This is a genomic window from Sphingomonas sp. KRR8 (genome assembly GCF_023559245.1).
Taxonomy (GTDB): Bacteria; Pseudomonadota; Alphaproteobacteria; order Sphingomonadales; family Sphingomonadaceae; genus Sphingomicrobium.
In genome coordinates this window covers 2,230,338-2,245,706 of record NZ_CP097462.1, presented here as the reverse complement: position 1 = coordinate 2,245,706, position 15,369 = coordinate 2,230,338, and the positions used below count along the sequence as shown (strand labels likewise).

Below are 15,369 nucleotides of genomic sequence, written 5' to 3'. Positions count from 1 at the left end.
CGCGGCCCGCGCAATTCGCGCATCCGCGCGGCCATGCTGAGCCTCGACTTCATCCGCCAGAACCGTGACGCCGTCGCCTTGGCCGCCAGGCAGAAGAATGTGGCCGTCGATCTCGACGCTCTGCTCGCCCTCGACAGCGAGACCCGCGGCATCAAGACGGAAGTCGACCGCCTGCGAGCCGAGCGCAACGCGATCAGCGCAGGCTTCAAGTCGGCCGCACCGGAGGAGAAGGCCGAGCTTGGCCGCCGCGCCAAGGAAGCCGGCGCCAGGGCGGGCGAGCTCGAGAGCGAGCTGGCAACCAAGGATGACGAGCTCAAGGAACTGCTCCTCCGCTTGCCCAACATCCCGTGGGAGGGTGCGCCGGTCGGCCCGGACGAGAGCTTCAATACCGTCGTCCGCACCGAAGGCACCCCGCGCGACTTCGGTTTCACCCCACTGGACCATGTCGAACTGATCGAACGCAACGACTGGGCCGACCTCACGCGCATCGTCCAGATAGCCGGCAGCCGCCAATATTGCCTCAAGGGCCGCCTCGCCCTGCTCGAAGGCGTGCTGATGAACTGGGCGCTGGCGAAGATCTCCGCCGCAGGCTTCACCCCGATCACCGTGCCTGCGCTAACCCGCGAGGACGCCTTCATCCGCCAGGGCCAGTTCCCCGGGCACCGCGAGGAGACCTACCAACTTCCCAATGACGATCTGTGGCTGGCCGGGACGGCAGAGGTCGCGCTGACCTCGCTCCACTCGGGCGAGATCCTCGACCTGTCGAAGGGGCCCGTGCTTTATGCCGGCTACTCCCCCTGTTTCCGCCGGGAGGCAGGGAGCGCCGGCCGTGACGTTCGCGGACTTCTGCGCGTCCACCAGTTCCTGAAAGTCGAGCAATACGTCATCTGCGAGGCGGACGAGGCCATCTCGGCCGAGTGGCACGCCAAGCTGCTGGGCCTCGCCGAACAGCTGCTGACCGACCTCGAAATTCCCTATCAGGTGATCGAAACCTCGACCGGCGATATGGGCCTCGGCAAGTTCCGCATGAACGACATCGAGAGCTGGGTACCGTCCTTGAGCAAGTACCGCGAGACGCACAGCTGCTCGACCCTGCACGACTGGCAGGCACGCCGGGCGAACCTCCGTTACCGTGATGGAGAGGGCAAGGTGCGGTTTGCCCACACGCTCAACAACACCGCTCTGGCGAGCCCGCGCATCCTCGTTCCGCTGCTGGAGAACCACCAGCAAGAAGACGGCCGGGTGCGCCTGCCCAAGGTCCTCCAGCCACTGATGGGCGGTGAGTATCTCTGAGTTCTTCCGCCGAGGTGGCCCCAATCCGGCCGCTGGTACGTTGCACCGCAACATGGAACTCGACACTCGTCCGCCCCCGGCCACCGCGCGCATCGCCGAAGTCGCCGCCTTTCTACCCCGCGCCTGGAAAGGCCTTGCGCCCGTACGCCCGCTGGGGCCTCAGGACGGGCCCAAGTGCATGGTCATCCCCGGCTTCCTTGCCAGCGACCGCTCCACCGCCGAGCTGCGCCAAGCTTTTGCGGACGCCGGCTGGCGCGTCGAGGGCTGGGACGCGGGCCTGAACACGGGGGCCAAAGCCGACACCATCGCCCTGCTGCGAGAGCGCTTCGAGGCGTTTAGCGACGGCGACAAGGTACTGCTGGTCGGCTGGAGCCTGGGTGGCGTCTTTGCGCGCGAGTTGGCGCGCGAAGTGCCGGACGACGCGCTGGCGGTGGTGACGCTGGGCTCGCCTTTCAGCGGCGACCCGCACTGGAACAACGTTTGGCGGATGTACGAGTGGGTGGCTGGCCACAAGGTTGAAGAGCCGCCCGTGATGCGTGATCACTCCAAGCCGCCCGTCCCGACCCTCGCCCTGTGGTCGCGCCGCGACGGCATCGTCGCTCCCCGGGCCGCCTACGGCCTGCCCGAGGAAAGCGATGAGGCGGTGGAGCTCGATTGCACCCACATGGGCTTTGCCGTGACCAGCACCGGCACGCGCGCTGTGGTGAAGGAGACCATGCGTTTCCTCAGCGAACGGGAACTCGCGCCTCGGTGATGGCGGCGACCACCGCTTCAAGGGAATCAGCAACGAAGTAATGCGGTTGCATCGCGTCGTGTCGATAGGGCGCGGCGGTTGCCTCGGCGACGCTGAACCGGCGCCGCTCGATCGCGGGACCTTCGAGGCTGACTCGCGCCTCGCCAAAGCTGGACGCTAGGCCGGCACCTAGAATTCGCACATCTTCACCTTCCCGCAGCAGGCCGAACTCGACCGTGTGCCAGTAGAGCCGGGCAACCCAGTCGCCCTGCCCGGCCGCGATCGCTTCCATGCCGAGCTGGCCAACCTTCTGCATGGCGTCCGCCATGCCGGCATGCGCGAGCATCGGCACATGGCCGAAGATGTCGTGGAAGCAGTCCGGCTCTTCCAGGTAATCGAGCTGGTCACGACGCCGGATGAAGTCACCGACGGGGAACACCCGCTCCGCGAGCATGGCGAAGAATGCCTCGTCAGGGACCAGCCCCGGAACCGCGACGCAGCGCCAGCCAGTCAACTGTTCCAGCCGGGCGTTCAGCTGCCCGAGCTCCGGAACACCGCCCGCGCCAAGGTCGAGCAGGTCCAGGCCATCAAGGAAGGCCGACACGACTCGGCCACGCAGCAGCGCCGCCTGCCGGTGGTAAAGCGTGTCCCAAACCGCATGGTCGCCGGGCGTAAAGCTTGCCCAGCCCTGGTCGATGACATGGGCCTGCCAGCCAGAGGCGGTCGGTAGTGGGTCGAAGGTCTGGAACATGGCGGGTCCTTGTCGAGGGCAATAAAAAACCCCGCCGGACCTGAACCTGGCGGGGTGCGGTGGGTCGAACCTGACGAGCGCGCGTCAGCCGATCTCCACCGCAGGCGGATAATAATAAGCAGCAGCGATGGCGATCGTGCGGTTCATGGGAGCGAATCTGCCATGATGTGAGTGAACGTGCAATGGCCGGCCCGTTCAGACTTGCTGAGTGGCAATCACCGCCAGCGTGATCCGCGACAGGCAGATGAGCTTGCCAGCCTCATCGGTGATTCGCATCGTCCACACCTGCGTAGTTCGGCCGAGCGCCTCGTTGGTGGCGCGGCAGGTGACGTATCCGTCGCGGGCTGCACGGATGTGGTTGGCGTTGATTTCGAGTCCGACGACGGTGCGCTCGGCAGGATCCACCGCCAAAGAGCCTGCCATGGAAGCAACCGTTTCGGCGAGAGCGACAGAGGCGCCGCCATGCAACCGCCCGAATGGCTGATGCGTCCGGCGGTCGACTGGCATGCGCGCTTCGACCCAATTGTCGCCAATGGCGGTGAACTCGATTCCGAGATGCCCGGGCATGCTGGCTTCACCCAGCTTTGTGATGGCGTCGAGGTCGATGTCCTTGCGCTGCCAGATCGCCACCCCAGATCTCCCGGATAAGTGAACCCCCGCGCGACTTGCCAGAGCGCAGGCCGGCCCGCCAGCCGGTTCGGGTGAGCGCGACGCTGCGTCGACGGACTGATCGAAAGGAAGTGAACAATGACACCTGAGAGCAAACGCATCGTCAAATATGCTGCCATTGGCGCGGTGATGGCGATTCCGCTGCCGATCGTTGGACCGATCATCGGCGGAATCGTTGGAGCGGTGATCGCCAACAACAAGAACAGGAACGAGGGCCTGCGCTCTTACTGAGCGGCCAGTTCGTCGATCGCGCGCGCCAGTGCGTGGTCGCGGGCCGTCACGCCTCCCGCGTCATGGCTGGTCAGGCGAAAGTCGACCCGGTTCCAGGCACTGGTGAATTCAGGATGGTGGTCGACCTTCTCGGCATGGAGCGCCACGCGCATGAGGAATGCGAAGGCGCTGCTGAAGTCCTTGAACCGGAAGCTTCGGGTCAGCGCGCCGTCCTGCTCCGTCCAATGGTCAGCGGTCATGGCTCACTCCTTCTCCCGCTCGACTGCGCCTGCTTGAAACGCCGCGTCAAGCGGAGCAGGGGGACGTTCAAGCAGAGGAGTAATTCCATGGCCACCGCCACCGCCGAGCTTTCGCCGCTCGGTTTCGAAAATCCGATGGGCACCGACGGGTTCGAATTCGTCGAGTTCGCCGCCCCCGACGCGCAACTGCTGCGCTCGCTGTTCGACAAGCTCGGCTTTCCGCTGGTCGCGCGGCACAAGGCGCATGACATCACGCTGCACCGTCAGGGCGACATCAACTTCCTGATCAACGCCCATCCGCAAGGCCATGCCGCCGACTTCGCGCGGGACCACGGACCGTCCGCCGCATCCATGGCCTTCCGGGTCAAGGACGCCGCCGCCGCCCACGCCCGCGCGCTGGAGCTCGGCGCGACCGACGCCAGCGAAGGCGGACTCGGCGCTCCGGCCATCGAGGGCATCGGCGGATCGCGCCTTTACCTTGTCGACCGCTACGGCCCGGCTGGCAGCTTCTACGAAGACAGCTTTACCTTCGAGGACGGGTGGCAGGCAAAGGAACGGGAAGCCAACGCCCACCTCGTCTACCTCGATCACCTGACCCACAACGTCCACCGCGGGCGGATGGCGCATTGGGCCGAGTTCTATGAGCGGCTCTTCAACTTTCGCGAGATTCGCTACTTTGACATCGAGGGCAAGGTCACCGGGCTCTTCTCCAAGGCGATGACGTCGCCCTGCGGCAAGATCCGGATCCCCTTGAACGAGAGCCAGGACGACAAGAGCCAGATCGAAGAGTTCCTGCGCGAATATAAGGGCGAAGGCATCCAGCACATCGCGCTCGGTTCCGACGACATCTATGCCAGCGTCGATATCCTGAGCGAGCGCGGCATTCCCTTCCAGGACACGATCGACACCTATTACGATTTGCTGGATGAGCGGGTGAAGGATCATGGCGAGCCGCTCGCCGAGCTCAAGAAGCGCAAGATCCTTGTCGATGGCGCTCCGACCGAAGGCCAGGGCCTGCTGCTGCAGATCTTCACCCAGAACGTGATTGGGCCGATCTTCTACGAGATCATCCAGCGTAAGGGGAACGAAGGCTTCGGCGAGGGCAATTTCAAGGCGCTGTTCGAGAGCATCGAACTGGACCAGATCCGGCGCGGGGTGATCTCGGCGGAATGACCGACGCCTTTATCTGCGACGCCGTTCGCACTCCCATCGGCCGCTACGCCGGGGCGCTGTCGAGCGTCCGCGCCGACGACCTCGCCGCTATCCCGATCCGGGCGCTGATCGAGCGCAATGCCGACGTGGATTGGGAGCAGCTCGACGACATCATCCTGGGCTGTGCTAATCAGGCGGGCGAGGACAATCGCAACCTCGCAAGGATGGCGGGACTCCTGGCCGGGCTGCCGCACCAAAGCGGCGGCGTCACCCTGAACCGGCTGTGCGGCTCGGGGCTCGATGCGGTGGCAATGGCTGCGCGGGCCATCCGCGGCGGCGACAAGGATTTCATCATCGCTGGCGGCAGCGAAAGCATGAGCCGCGCCCCGTTCGTCCTGCCCAAGGCCCAGTCGGCGTTCGACCGCAACGCCGAGATCTACGACACCACCATCGGCTGGCGCTTCGTCAATCCCAAGCTGCGCGATGCCTACGGCGACGACACGATGCCGAGCACGGCGGAGAATGTCGCCGACGATTTCGGCATCGGCCGCGAAGACCAGGACGCCTTCGCCCAGCGCAGCCAGGAGAAAGCCGCCGCCGCGCAGGCAAATGGTCGCCTTGCCGCCGAGATCGTTGCGGTGGAGATTCTGGGCCGCAAGGGCGAGGTGACGCGGGTCGAGAAGGACGAGCACCCGCGCCTGACGGGTCTCGACAAGCTCGCGGCCTTGAAACCCATCGTGCGCAAGGACGGCACCGTGACCGCCGGCAATGCCTCGGGCGTGAATGACGGCGCGGCGGCGCTAATCGTCGCTTCGGAGGAGATGGCCAAGCGGCACGGCCTCACTCCGCGCGCGCGCGTCCTCGGCACGGCCGTGGCGGGCGTGCCGCCGCGGATCATGGGCATCGGCCCGGCCCCGGCGAGCGAGAAGCTGCTGGCGCGGCTCGGGCTGACGCTCGACCAGATGGACGTGATCGAGCTGAACGAGGCGTTCGCGGCACAGGGGCTGGCGGTGCTGCAGCAGTTGAAGATCGCCGACGACGACCCGCGCGTGAATCCGAATGGCGGAGCGATCGCGCTTGGTCACCCGCTTGGCATGAGCGGGGCGCGGCTGGCGCTGACTGCCACCGAGGAGCTGATGCGAACCGGCGGCCGCTATGCGCTGTGCACCATGTGCATCGGCGTCGGCCAAGGCATCGCCATGGTGATCGAGCGGGTCTGATGCAGCCAATCTGGGACGTCTTGAAGGAAGTCCCAGACCCCGAGATCCCGGTGATCTCGGTGGTCGACCTCGGCATCGTCCGCGACGTCAGCCCCGAGCGGGTGGTGATCACCCCCACTTATTCGGGCTGCCCCGCGACCCAGGTGATCGAGCAGAGCATCCGCGAGGCGCTCGACGCGGCCGGCTACCGTTCGGTGCGGATCGAGACTGCCATCGCCCCGCCGTGGACGACCGAGTGGATCACTCCAGAAGGCCGCGAGGCGCTGCGCCGCTACGGCATCGCTCCGCCCGAACCGTCCGGCGCGGTCGCCTGCCCGCAGTGCGGGTCAGCCGACGTGGAGGAAGTCAGTCGCTTCGGCTCGACCCCCTGCAAGAGCCAGTATCGCTGCCGCGCGTGCCTCGAGCCGTTCGACCGCTTTAAATGCCACTGATCAGCCGCATTGCCCGCGGTGCAGCAATTTGTGATCCGCCAGCACCAGCGCCATCATTGCCTCGACCACAGGTGCTCCGCGAATGCCGACGCACGGGTCGTGCCGTCCCCGCGTGACCGCTTCTACTTCATTGCCCTCCGCATCGATGCTCGGAACGCCGACGCGGATCGACGACGTCGGCTTGAATGCGACTCGAAGCACCACGTCCTGACCGGTTGAGATGCCGCCGGTGATCCCGCCGGCATGATTGCTGTCGAACCGGCCGCCGGAGCGGATTCCGTCGGCGTTCTCGCTGCCCTTCAGACGCGCGGTCGCGAAGCCGTCGCCAATCTCGACGGCCTTCACCGCGTTGATGCCCATGATGGCGGCGGCGAGGTCGGCGTCGAGCTTGGCGTAAATCGGCGCACCCCAGCCGGCGGACACGCCGGTCGCGGTACATTCGACGACAGCGCCGAGGCTGTCGCCCGCCGCGCGCGCTTCGTCGAGCAGCATGTCCCAGCGGGTCTCGTCGGCCTCGCCGCCAATCTCCACCACGCGCGCGGCGATGGCGACTTCGGGGATGATCAGCCGGGCGATAGCGCCGCCAGCGACCCGGATGGCGGTCTCGCGCGCGCTGGACCGGCCGCCGCCGCGCGGGTCGCGAATGCCATATTTCTGCTGGTAGGCGAAGTCGGCGTGGCCGGGGCGGAAAGGCAGGCCGGTATAGTCCTTCGACCGCGCGTCGACATTGTCGATGATGAAGGCAATCGGTGTGCCGGTTGTGCGGCCTTCGTAGACACCGGACAGCAGGCGGACCTGGTCCGGCTCCTGGCGCGGGGACACGTTCTTGCCGGTGCCAGGCCGCCGCAGGTCGAGGAAACCCTGCAGCTGTGCCTCGTCTAGCGCGATGCCCGGTGGGCAGCCGTCGAGCACGCCGCCAATGGCCGGTCCGTGGCTTTCGCCCCAGCTGGTCAGGCGCAGCAGCCGGCCGAAGCTGTTCCAGCTCATGCGGTTTGCGCGATGTCGGCGCCGAGCGCGCGCATGGCGCCGACGTAGGTGGGAAAGCTGGTCGCGATCATCTCGGCCTCGTCGACGGTGACCCGTTGCTGGGACGCAAGGCCGAGCACCAGATGCGCCATGGCGATACGGTGGTCGCCGTGCGTGCGAATGTCGGCGCCGCCGACCACGGAACCGCCCTGGATGACCAGCGTGTCCCCATCCGAGCCGGCTGCGACGCCACAGGCGCGAAGTCCCTGCTCCATCAGCGCGAGCCGGTCGCTTTCCTTGTGGCGAAGTTCGTCCAGGCCTTCGATCCGGGTCTCGCCCCGCGCGAACGCCGCGACCACCGCAAGGATCGGAATTTCGTCAATCATCGACGGGATTTCCTCGGGCGTGAATTCGGCGCCGAAGATCGGACCATGGCGGACCCGCACGTCGCCGATGGTCTCGCCCGCCTGACCGCGAACATTGGCCAGCGCCACGTCGGCGCCCATCCGCTGTAATGCCATCACAAAGCCGCTTCGCTGCGGGTTGAGCAACATGTCGGGCGCGGTCACCTCGGAACCTGGCACGATCGCGGCGGCAGCGAGTGCGAAGGCGGCGGACGACGGGTCGCCCGCAATCTGCAGCAGCGCGGGGGTGAGCGTGCGCCTCCGGCCAAGCCGTGTGAAGGCACCATTGCGCTCCAGCTCCACGCCCATCGCCGCGAGCATGATCTCGCTGTGATCGCGGCTTGGCACCGGTTCCTCGATCACGACCTCCGCGTCCGTGCCTAGCCCCGCCAGCAGCACCGCCGACTTGACCTGCGCCGATGCCGGTACATTGCGATGGTGGATACCCATGGTCACCGGCCCATGCACGGTCAGCGGAAGCGTTTGGCCGCCCTCGACCCGCACGCCCATCGCCTCCAGCGGGCGCCGGACGCGGCCCATCGGGCGTCGGCTCAGCGACGCGTCGCCGGTGAAGGTAGCGGTAATACCCTGGCCCGCCGCGGCGCCCATCAGCAACCGTGCTCCGGTTCCGCTGTTGCCACAGTCGATTGGTCCATCCGGAGAGCGCCAGCGCCCTCCGATCACCCGCCAGCGTCCGGGCCCGAACTGCTCCACACGAACCCCGAACGCCCGCAGCGCCGCCGCGGTGGCGAGCACGTCGTCACTTTCCAGCAGACCGCTGACCACCGTCTCGCCCTCGGCAAGTGCGCCGAAGATCAGTGCGCGGTGCGACAGTGACTTGTCGCCCGGCACGGCGAACCGGCCGGCCAGCGCCGGTGAGGAACGGGCGACGAGTTTCAGGCTGCTTCCCTCCGGGCAAGGGCGGCTGCGAAGGCGCCAGCAAGCTCGGCCGCCTGCTCGGGATTGAGGCGGGGATCGCAGGCGCTGGTCCAGCCTTGGCCTTCTCGTCCGCCGCTGCATTCGGCGACATTTTCAGGCGTCATCTCAAGATGCAGTCCCCCCGGCCAGACCCCTTCTGCCAAAGCGATGGCAACAAAGTTCTCGGTCTCACGAATCATGTCGGAAAGGCGCCGGACCTTGCGTGGGCCGCCCCGGAGCGTGTTGCCGTGCATCGGATCGCTCACCCACAAGGGCGCTCGTCCCTCCGCCCGCAACACCCGCATCAGCGGCGGAAGCGCACGCGTAATTTCGTTGGCGCCCTGCCGGACAATCAGCGTCAGGCGACCTGGCTCGCGCGCAGGATCGAGCCGGTCGGCGAGCCTCAGGAGCTCTTCCGTTCCCAGCCCCGGGCCAATCTTCAAAGCGACCGGGTTGGTCAGCCCCGACAGGAACTCGACGTGGGCGCCGCCAAGATCCCGGCTTCGCTCACCGATCCACAGGAGGTGGCCCGAGACGCTGTAGGGCATGCCCTGCTCGTCGTTGCGGACCAGCGCTTCCTCGTAGGGCAGCAACAGCGCCTCATGACTGGCGAACAATCCGGCCGGCAGGCGTGCCGCCGTCCGCACGGCATGCTGATGCGCGCGGAGCATCCGCGTCGGGTCGGGAGCAAGCGCCTCGCGGCCGTTGACGATCTCGCCGCGCCAGACCTCGCCCTCGACCGTGCGCGGCTTGGCGAACTGCCCGGCAATCCGCGCCAGCTGGACCACCGGTTGGCGAAGCGATCGTTCGAGTTGGTCGGCAAGCCGCTCGAACAAGGCGGCGAGCGCGTCGACATCCGGCTCGGCGAAGGTTTCGGCGCAATCGCCACCCTGAAGCAGCAGGGACCGCCCGGCCGCTGCCTCAGCAAGCCGTCCCTTGAGCACCCGGACCGATTGCGCGTCGACGATCGGCGCGGCCTGCCGAAGCTTAGCCTCGACCGCAGCCAGCGTGGCCGCATCGGCATAGACTGGCTGCTGCGCCGCGGGGCGCTCTCGCCAGCTCGCCGGATGCCAGCCGCCCGTCATTTCAGGCGCCGAGCGCCTTGCCGAGCTCGACCTGTCCCTGCTCCAAGCCAGAGGCCGGAACGGTCGCGGTCGCCAAGTCGCCAATCTCCGCGAGCCGGTCGAGGATCACCTGGGCCGCGTCGAGGTCGTCCATACCCTTGATCGCGATGCCCTTGGTGAGCGTGATCTGTGCGGCTTCGACCCCCTGCGCACCGGCGGCAAGGATGGTCCGAGTGGGCGCGTTCTCGGCCACCAGCGCGAGCAGCGCGGGGCTGACGAACTCGGGCTTGAGAAGCTCCAGCGCCTGGGGCGGCAAGAGGTTTTCGGTCATCGCCGTGCGCGCCGTCGGCGCCAGGCAGTTGACCTTCACATTGTTTTTGGCGCCCTCGAGCGCGAGGGTCTGCATGAAGCCGACGAGCGCCATCTTGGCCGCCCCATAATTGGACTGGCCGAAGTTGCCGTACAGTCCGCTCGATGACGTGGTCATCACGATGCGGCCGTAATTGCGCTCCCGCATGCCATCCCACACCGCCTTGGTGCAGATGACGCTGCCCATCAGATGGACGTCGACCACCAACCGGAAGTCAGCGAGGTCCATCTTCGAAAAGCTCTTGTCGCGCAGGATGCCGGCGTTGTTGACGAGGATGTCGACGGCGCCCGCCTTGCCGACCATCTCCGCCACTGCCGCTTCGTCGGTCACCGACGCGCCGAACGCTTCGCCCTGGCCGCCAGCCGCACGGATTTCCTCCACCACTTGTTGGGCGTGATCGAGGTTCTGCGGAATGTCGTTGACGATCACCCTGGCGCCGGCACGGGCCAGCAGCAGCGCATGGCAGCGGCCAAGGCCCCCACCTGCACCGGTGACGATCGCGGTCTTGCGCTCAAGCGAAATGGCCATGCAGCTCCCTTTCTGGTTGAAGCAGGGCAGTAGCGTCCTTCATCGCGCTGACAAGCTGGCGCAGGCCCTTCACATCGGTCCCCAGCTTCACCAGCGCGGAGCCGGCGATCACGCCTTTGGCACCGCTCGCCAGCGCCTCGGCGACATGTTCGGGCGTCGAGATGCCGAAGCCGAGGATCGGAGGCGGCGCTCCGGCCTCCGCCAGGCTGGCGAAGATAGCCTTGTGATCGAGCGCCAAGCTTTCGCCGGTCCCGGTCACACCGGCACGCGCGACGCAATAAGTGTAGCCGCCGCTCAGTGCCGCGATCCGCTCCACGACGCTTCTCGGCGTGTTGGGCGCCGCGATCATGACGAGCTCCAGCCCCGCCCCTCGCGCCGCCTTGGCGAAGCGCTCGGCCTCTAGGCTCGGCACGTCGGCAACCAGGATCGAATCCGCACCCGCCGCTGCAGCATCGGCCATGAAGCGGTCCAGCCCGCGCGCGATCAGGAGATTGGCATAGGTCAGGATGCCAACCGGCACCGCCGGGTGGCTCTGGCGAAAGGCCGTGAGCAGCTCGAAGCAGTCGTCGACCCGCACGCCAGCCCGCAGCGCCCGATCCGCCGCGGCCTGGATTACCGGGCCGTCAGCGACTGGGTCAGAGAAGGGAATGCCAACCTCAATCATGTCGGCGCCGCCCTCCACCAGCGTATCGAGCAGCTTCGCGCTTGTCCCAAGGTCGGGATCGCCGAGCATCAGGAAGCCGCCGAACGCGCCCTCGTTCCGCTGCTTAAGGCGCAGGAACATCTCGTCGTAGCGGCTCATGCGGCCTCCGGCTTCAGCAGCTTGACGGCCGAGGCGATATCCTTGTCGCCCCTGCCCGAAAGGTTGACCACGATGGCCATCTCCCTGTCCGCCTCCCGCGCCAGCTTGATTGCATGAGCGATGGCATGCGCGCTCTCGAAGGCAGGAATAATCCCTTCCGTCCGCGCCAGCGCCTGAAAGGCGGCGAGCGCGTCATCATCCTCCACACCGACGTAATCAGCCCGGCCACTTTCCTTGAGGAAGGCGTGCTCGGGTCCGACCGCCGGATAGTCGAGGCCGGCGGAGATCGACCAGCTGTCGCTGATCTGTCCGTCCGAATCCTGCAGCACCAATGTCTCGGTCCCGTGCAGGATGCCGTGGCTTCCGCGCAGGATGGTGGCCCCATGTTCGTGACCGGACAGGCCTTTGCCCGCCGCCTCCACGCCGATCAGCCGAACTCCTTCGTCGGGGACGAAGTCGCTGAACATGCCGATCGCGTTGGAGCCGCCGCCGACGCAGGCGACCACGACGTCAGGCAGCCGCCCCTCAGCCTCCAGCACCTGCGCCCGCGCTTCCTTGCCGATCACGCGCTGGAACTGCCGGACCATCGTCGGGAAAGGGTGCGGACCGGCCGCCGTTCCGAGCAGATAATGCGTATGCGGAAAGCTCGCGGTCCAGTCCCGCAGCGCTTCGTTCACGGAGTCCTTGAGGGTGCGGCCACCCGCGGTCACCGGGATGACCTTGGCACCCATCAGCTCCATCCGGAAAACGTTGAGCTGCTGCCGCTCAACGTCGTCGGCGCCCATGTAGATTTCCGTTTCAAGTCCGAACAGGGCGCCCGCAAGCGCGGTGGCGACGCCATGCTGACCCGCGCCCGTCTCGGCGATCAGCCGGCGCTTGCCCATGCGCTTGGCAAGCAGGCCTTGCGCGAGCACCTGGTTGGTCTTGTGCGCACCGCCGTGCAGCAAATCCTCGCGCTTCAGGTAAATCCGTGCGGGGCTTTCCCCGCCCAGGTTGCGGCAAAGGGTCAGCGGGGTGGGCCGCCCCGCGTAAGTGGTGAGCAGTTCCTCCAGCTCCGTGTGGAACGCCGGGTCCTGCTCTGTCTCCAGGAAAGCTGCCTCCAGCTGTTCCAGCGCGGGAACGAGGATCTCGGGCACGTAACAGCCGCCGAAGCGGCCAAAGCGTCCGTCATGCTTCATGTGTTTGCCTTTCGGTCCTGCGGTCGAAGCGCTTCGAGCAGCGCCCTCAGCTTGTCGTGATCCTTGATACCCGCCGCCGCTTCGAGCCTCGAGCTGGCATCGATGCCGTAGGCGCCAGTGGCCTGCGCCGCGCGGGCATTGTCGACCCCGATGCCACCAGCCAGGATCGCCGCGCCAAGTGCGGGATGATCAGCGATGGTGCTCCAGTCGAACGTCTCGCCCGTGCCGCCGGGGCCATGGTCGAATAACGCGCGATGACCGCCACGCTGCTCGACACCGGCGGTCCACACTTCGCCGGGAAAGGCGGCGCGGATCGCGGCTACCTCATCCGCGCGCTCCTGACCGTGCAGCTGCACCGCGGCGAGGTCGAGTTCGGCTGCGGCGGCGAGCACTGCGTCGACCGAAGCATCGCGGAATACGCCGACTGGCTTCAGCCCTTTGGCCCGGGCGAGAACCGCGAGGGGCCTGGCCTGCTCCAGCGTCAGTGCGCGGGGGGTGCCTGGCACCAGGATCAGCCCGGCGTGGGTCGCACCCGCAGCCGCCGCGACCAGGACGTCCTCGGCCCGCGTCAGACCGCAGATCTTCACCCGACCGAACACCAGCGCGCGGGCAGCTTCTCCCACATCATCGGAGGCCATCAGTGACGAGCCGACCAGAAATGCGTCGGCGAATGGCGCGAGCCGCTCCACATCGGAGCGGGTCCCAACCCCCGATTCGCTGACCAGCACCACGTCCGCCGGCACCAGCGGCGCCAGTCTTTCAGTCACCGCCAGGTCGGTCTTGAGCGTCTTGAGGTCGCGATTGTTGATCCCGACGATCCGCGCGCCGAGCGCCACCGCCCGGGCAAGCTCGCCCTCGTCATGCACCTCCGTCAGTACGTCCATGCCGAGCCGCGCCGCCTCGGCCATGACGCCGCTGGCGCCTTCGTCATCCAGTACCGACAACATGCAGAGCACCGCGTCGGCCCCGTGCAGCCGCGCCTCGGTGACCTGCCGCGGGTCGACCACGAAATCCTTGGCGAGGATGGGCCCGTCGAACAGTGCGCGGACTGTCCGCAGCGCCTCGAACGAGCCCTGGAAGAAGCGTTCATCGGTCAACACGCTGACCGCATCCGCGACACCCGCATAAGCCCGTGCGGCGGTCTCGATCGAATGGGCCGACCGATGGCCCGAGGGCGAGGCGCGCTTCACTTCCATGATGAAGCGGACACCGGGTTGCCGCAGGGCTTGCTCCAGTGAGCGTCGGCTCGGCTCGGCGGCGCTGCCGTCGAAGTCCGCAAGCCTGGCGGCCACCTCCTGCCGCTTGTGCGCGACGATCTGTGCCAGGACGTCAGCCACGGCTCGCCTCGACATAAGTCTTGAGGACGTTCGCCGCTTTGCCGCTGGAAAGCACGTCGGCGGCCATGCCCGTCCCTTCTCTGAGGTCACTTGCGACCCCGGCCGTCATCAGCAGCGCGCCCGCGTTGATCGCCACGACCGCGGCCTCGGCGGCTGCACCGCGCCCCTCCAGCAGCGCCAGCAATCGTGCGCCATTCTCCTGGGCGTCCCCGCCTTCCACACTGGTCAGCGGAGCACGCTCAAGCCCCGCCTGCTCGGGCGACAGCTCAACCTCGGTCAACTCGCCACCGTGCAGGCGGATGGCCCGCGTGTCGCTATGCAGCGCAACTTCATCCAGCCCGCCGCCATGCACGACCAGCGCCTGTTGGGCGCCCATCGCCTTCAGGACCAGCGCGACCCGTCGAAGCAGCCCGGGATCGGCGACGCCCAGCAGTTGCACGGGCGGCCTGGCCGGGTTCACGCAGGGGCCCAGCAAGTTCATCACCGTGCGGACCTGCAGCTGCCGGCGGACCACCGCCGCATGCTTCATACCCAGGTGGTAGGCCGGCGCGAACAGGAAGCAAAAGCCGCTCTCATCTAGGCAGCGGCGGGCTTGGTCGGGCGCCATCTCCAGCGTCGCACCAAGGGCTTCGAGCACGTCGGCCGACCCGCAGCGGCTGCTGGCCGAGCGATTGCCATGCTTGGCGACGGGCAATCCGCAGGCGGCGCTGACGAACGCGGCGGCGGTGGAAATGTTGATCGATCCAGAGCCGTCACCCCCGGTGCCGCAACAGTCGGCGAACAGATAGTCCGGTCGCGGGAAGTCCACGGCTGCCTCCGACAGCGCGCGGGCCGCGCCGATCATCTCTTCAGAGGTCTCCCCCTTGAGGCGCAGGGCGACCAGCATTCCGGCAATCTCACCTGGCTCGAGCCGGCCAAGCACGAGCCGCTCGAACAGATGCTTGCTGTCATCGGCGCTCAGATCCTCGCCGGCGAGCAGCCGGGGCATCGGGTTGGGAACCGGCCCCTGGTCGGGCGGAAGGTGGGGTGCAAGCAAAGCGGCGCTGGAGAGGGACATGAAGGGAAGCTTTCGTGGAGCATAAA

Annotated in this window: 17 protein-coding genes; 6 read left to right on the top strand and 11 right to left on the bottom strand. The window is 67.2% G+C overall.

Annotated elements, in window-relative coordinates; all coding sequences use genetic code 11:
• The first annotated feature begins 33 nt into the window (after positions 1–33).
• Positions 34–1,293, top strand: a complete 1,260-nt coding sequence (gene serS, locus M8312_RS11355) for a serine--tRNA ligase (protein ID WP_250117802.1) — start codon at positions 34–36, stop codon at positions 1,291–1,293.
• Positions 1,280–2,047: an alpha/beta hydrolase gene (locus tag M8312_RS11350; protein WP_250117801.1), complete on the top strand. Its 768-nt coding sequence runs from the start codon at positions 1,280–1,282 to the stop codon at positions 2,045–2,047. Before serS ends, M8312_RS11350 begins: the two co-directional genes overlap by 14 nt.
• Here M8312_RS11350 and M8312_RS11345 read toward each other — a convergent pair.
• Positions 2,019–2,777, bottom strand: coding sequence for a phenylalanine 4-monooxygenase (locus tag M8312_RS11345; protein ID WP_250117800.1), 759 nt, complete (start codon positions 2,775–2,777; stop codon positions 2,019–2,021). The two genes, M8312_RS11350 and M8312_RS11345, sit on opposite strands and share 29 nt — an antisense overlap.
• A gap of 195 nt (positions 2,778–2,972) precedes the next feature.
• Positions 2,973–3,407, bottom strand: coding sequence for a hotdog fold thioesterase (locus M8312_RS11340; protein WP_250117799.1), 435 nt, complete (start codon positions 3,405–3,407; stop codon positions 2,973–2,975).
• Between the two features lie 117 nt (positions 3,408–3,524).
• Between M8312_RS11340 and M8312_RS11335 the strand changes: the two genes are divergently transcribed.
• A complete protein-coding gene (locus tag M8312_RS11335; protein ID WP_250117798.1) occupies positions 3,525–3,677 on the top strand; it encodes a hypothetical protein in 153 nt (50 codons plus the stop codon).
• Here M8312_RS11335 and M8312_RS11330 read toward each other — a convergent pair.
• Positions 3,671–3,916 carry a 4a-hydroxytetrahydrobiopterin dehydratase gene (locus M8312_RS11330; protein WP_284070178.1) on the bottom strand — a complete coding sequence of 82 codons (246 nt, stop codon included), beginning with the start codon at positions 3,914–3,916 and terminating at the stop codon, positions 3,671–3,673. The two genes, M8312_RS11335 and M8312_RS11330, sit on opposite strands and share 7 nt — an antisense overlap.
• 87 nt (positions 3,917–4,003) lie before the next feature.
• Here M8312_RS11330 and hppD point away from each other — a divergent pair, with 87 nt between their 5' ends.
• From hppD to paaD, 3 genes are read left to right on the top strand one after another with little or no spacing between them, the layout of a single operon-like run.
• A complete protein-coding gene (hppD, locus tag M8312_RS11325) occupies positions 4,004–5,089 on the top strand; it encodes a 4-hydroxyphenylpyruvate dioxygenase (RefSeq protein ID WP_250117797.1) in 1,086 nt (361 codons plus the stop codon).
• Positions 5,086–6,288, top strand: a complete 1,203-nt coding sequence (pcaF, locus tag M8312_RS11320; RefSeq protein WP_250117796.1) for a 3-oxoadipyl-CoA thiolase — start codon at positions 5,086–5,088, stop codon at positions 6,286–6,288. Before hppD ends, pcaF begins: the two co-directional genes overlap by 4 nt.
• Positions 6,288–6,719, top strand: coding sequence for a 1,2-phenylacetyl-CoA epoxidase subunit PaaD (gene paaD, locus M8312_RS11315; RefSeq protein WP_250117795.1), 432 nt, complete (start codon positions 6,288–6,290; stop codon positions 6,717–6,719). Before pcaF ends, paaD begins: the two co-directional genes overlap by 1 nt.
• On the opposite strand, the gene M8312_RS11310 is transcribed toward paaD, so the two are convergent.
• The 8 genes from M8312_RS11310 to trpD are packed head-to-tail and all read right to left on the bottom strand — an operon-like array spanning position 6,720 to position 15,343.
• Entirely contained in the window at positions 6,720–7,706 is a 987-nt protein-coding gene (locus M8312_RS11310) for a chorismate synthase (RefSeq protein WP_250117794.1), read from the bottom strand.
• Positions 7,703–8,959 carry a 3-phosphoshikimate 1-carboxyvinyltransferase gene (aroA, locus tag M8312_RS11305; RefSeq protein ID WP_284070214.1) on the bottom strand — a complete coding sequence of 419 codons (1,257 nt, stop codon included), beginning with the start codon at positions 8,957–8,959 and terminating at the stop codon, positions 7,703–7,705. Before aroA ends, M8312_RS11310 begins: the two co-directional genes overlap by 4 nt.
• Before the next feature lie 26 nt (positions 8,960–8,985).
• A complete protein-coding gene (locus M8312_RS11300) occupies positions 8,986–10,092 on the bottom strand; it encodes a 3-deoxy-7-phosphoheptulonate synthase (protein ID WP_250117792.1) in 1,107 nt (368 codons plus the stop codon).
• 1 nt (position 10,093) lies between these two features.
• Positions 10,094–10,969 carry an SDR family NAD(P)-dependent oxidoreductase gene (locus M8312_RS11295; RefSeq protein WP_250117791.1) on the bottom strand — a complete coding sequence of 292 codons (876 nt, stop codon included), beginning with the start codon at positions 10,967–10,969 and terminating at the stop codon, positions 10,094–10,096.
• The gene (gene trpA / locus M8312_RS11290; protein WP_250117790.1) at positions 10,953–11,771 is read right to left on the bottom strand and encodes a tryptophan synthase subunit alpha; all 819 of its coding nucleotides are present in this window, start codon (positions 11,769–11,771) and stop codon (positions 10,953–10,955) included. Before trpA ends, M8312_RS11295 begins: the two co-directional genes overlap by 17 nt.
• Positions 11,768–12,949 (bottom strand): tryptophan synthase subunit beta, encoded by a 1,182-nt coding sequence (gene trpB, locus M8312_RS11285; protein WP_250117789.1) that lies wholly within the window; start codon positions 12,947–12,949, stop codon positions 11,768–11,770. Before trpB ends, trpA begins: the two co-directional genes overlap by 4 nt.
• Positions 12,946–14,286, bottom strand: coding sequence for a bifunctional indole-3-glycerol-phosphate synthase TrpC/phosphoribosylanthranilate isomerase TrpF (trpCF, locus tag M8312_RS11280; RefSeq protein ID WP_250117788.1), 1,341 nt, complete (start codon positions 14,284–14,286; stop codon positions 12,946–12,948). Before trpCF ends, trpB begins: the two co-directional genes overlap by 4 nt.
• Positions 14,279–15,343, bottom strand: a complete 1,065-nt coding sequence (gene trpD / locus M8312_RS11275; RefSeq protein ID WP_250117787.1) for an anthranilate phosphoribosyltransferase — start codon at positions 15,341–15,343, stop codon at positions 14,279–14,281. The genes trpCF and trpD overlap by 8 nt, the downstream gene beginning before the upstream one ends.
• Positions 15,344–15,369 lie beyond the last annotated feature (26 nt).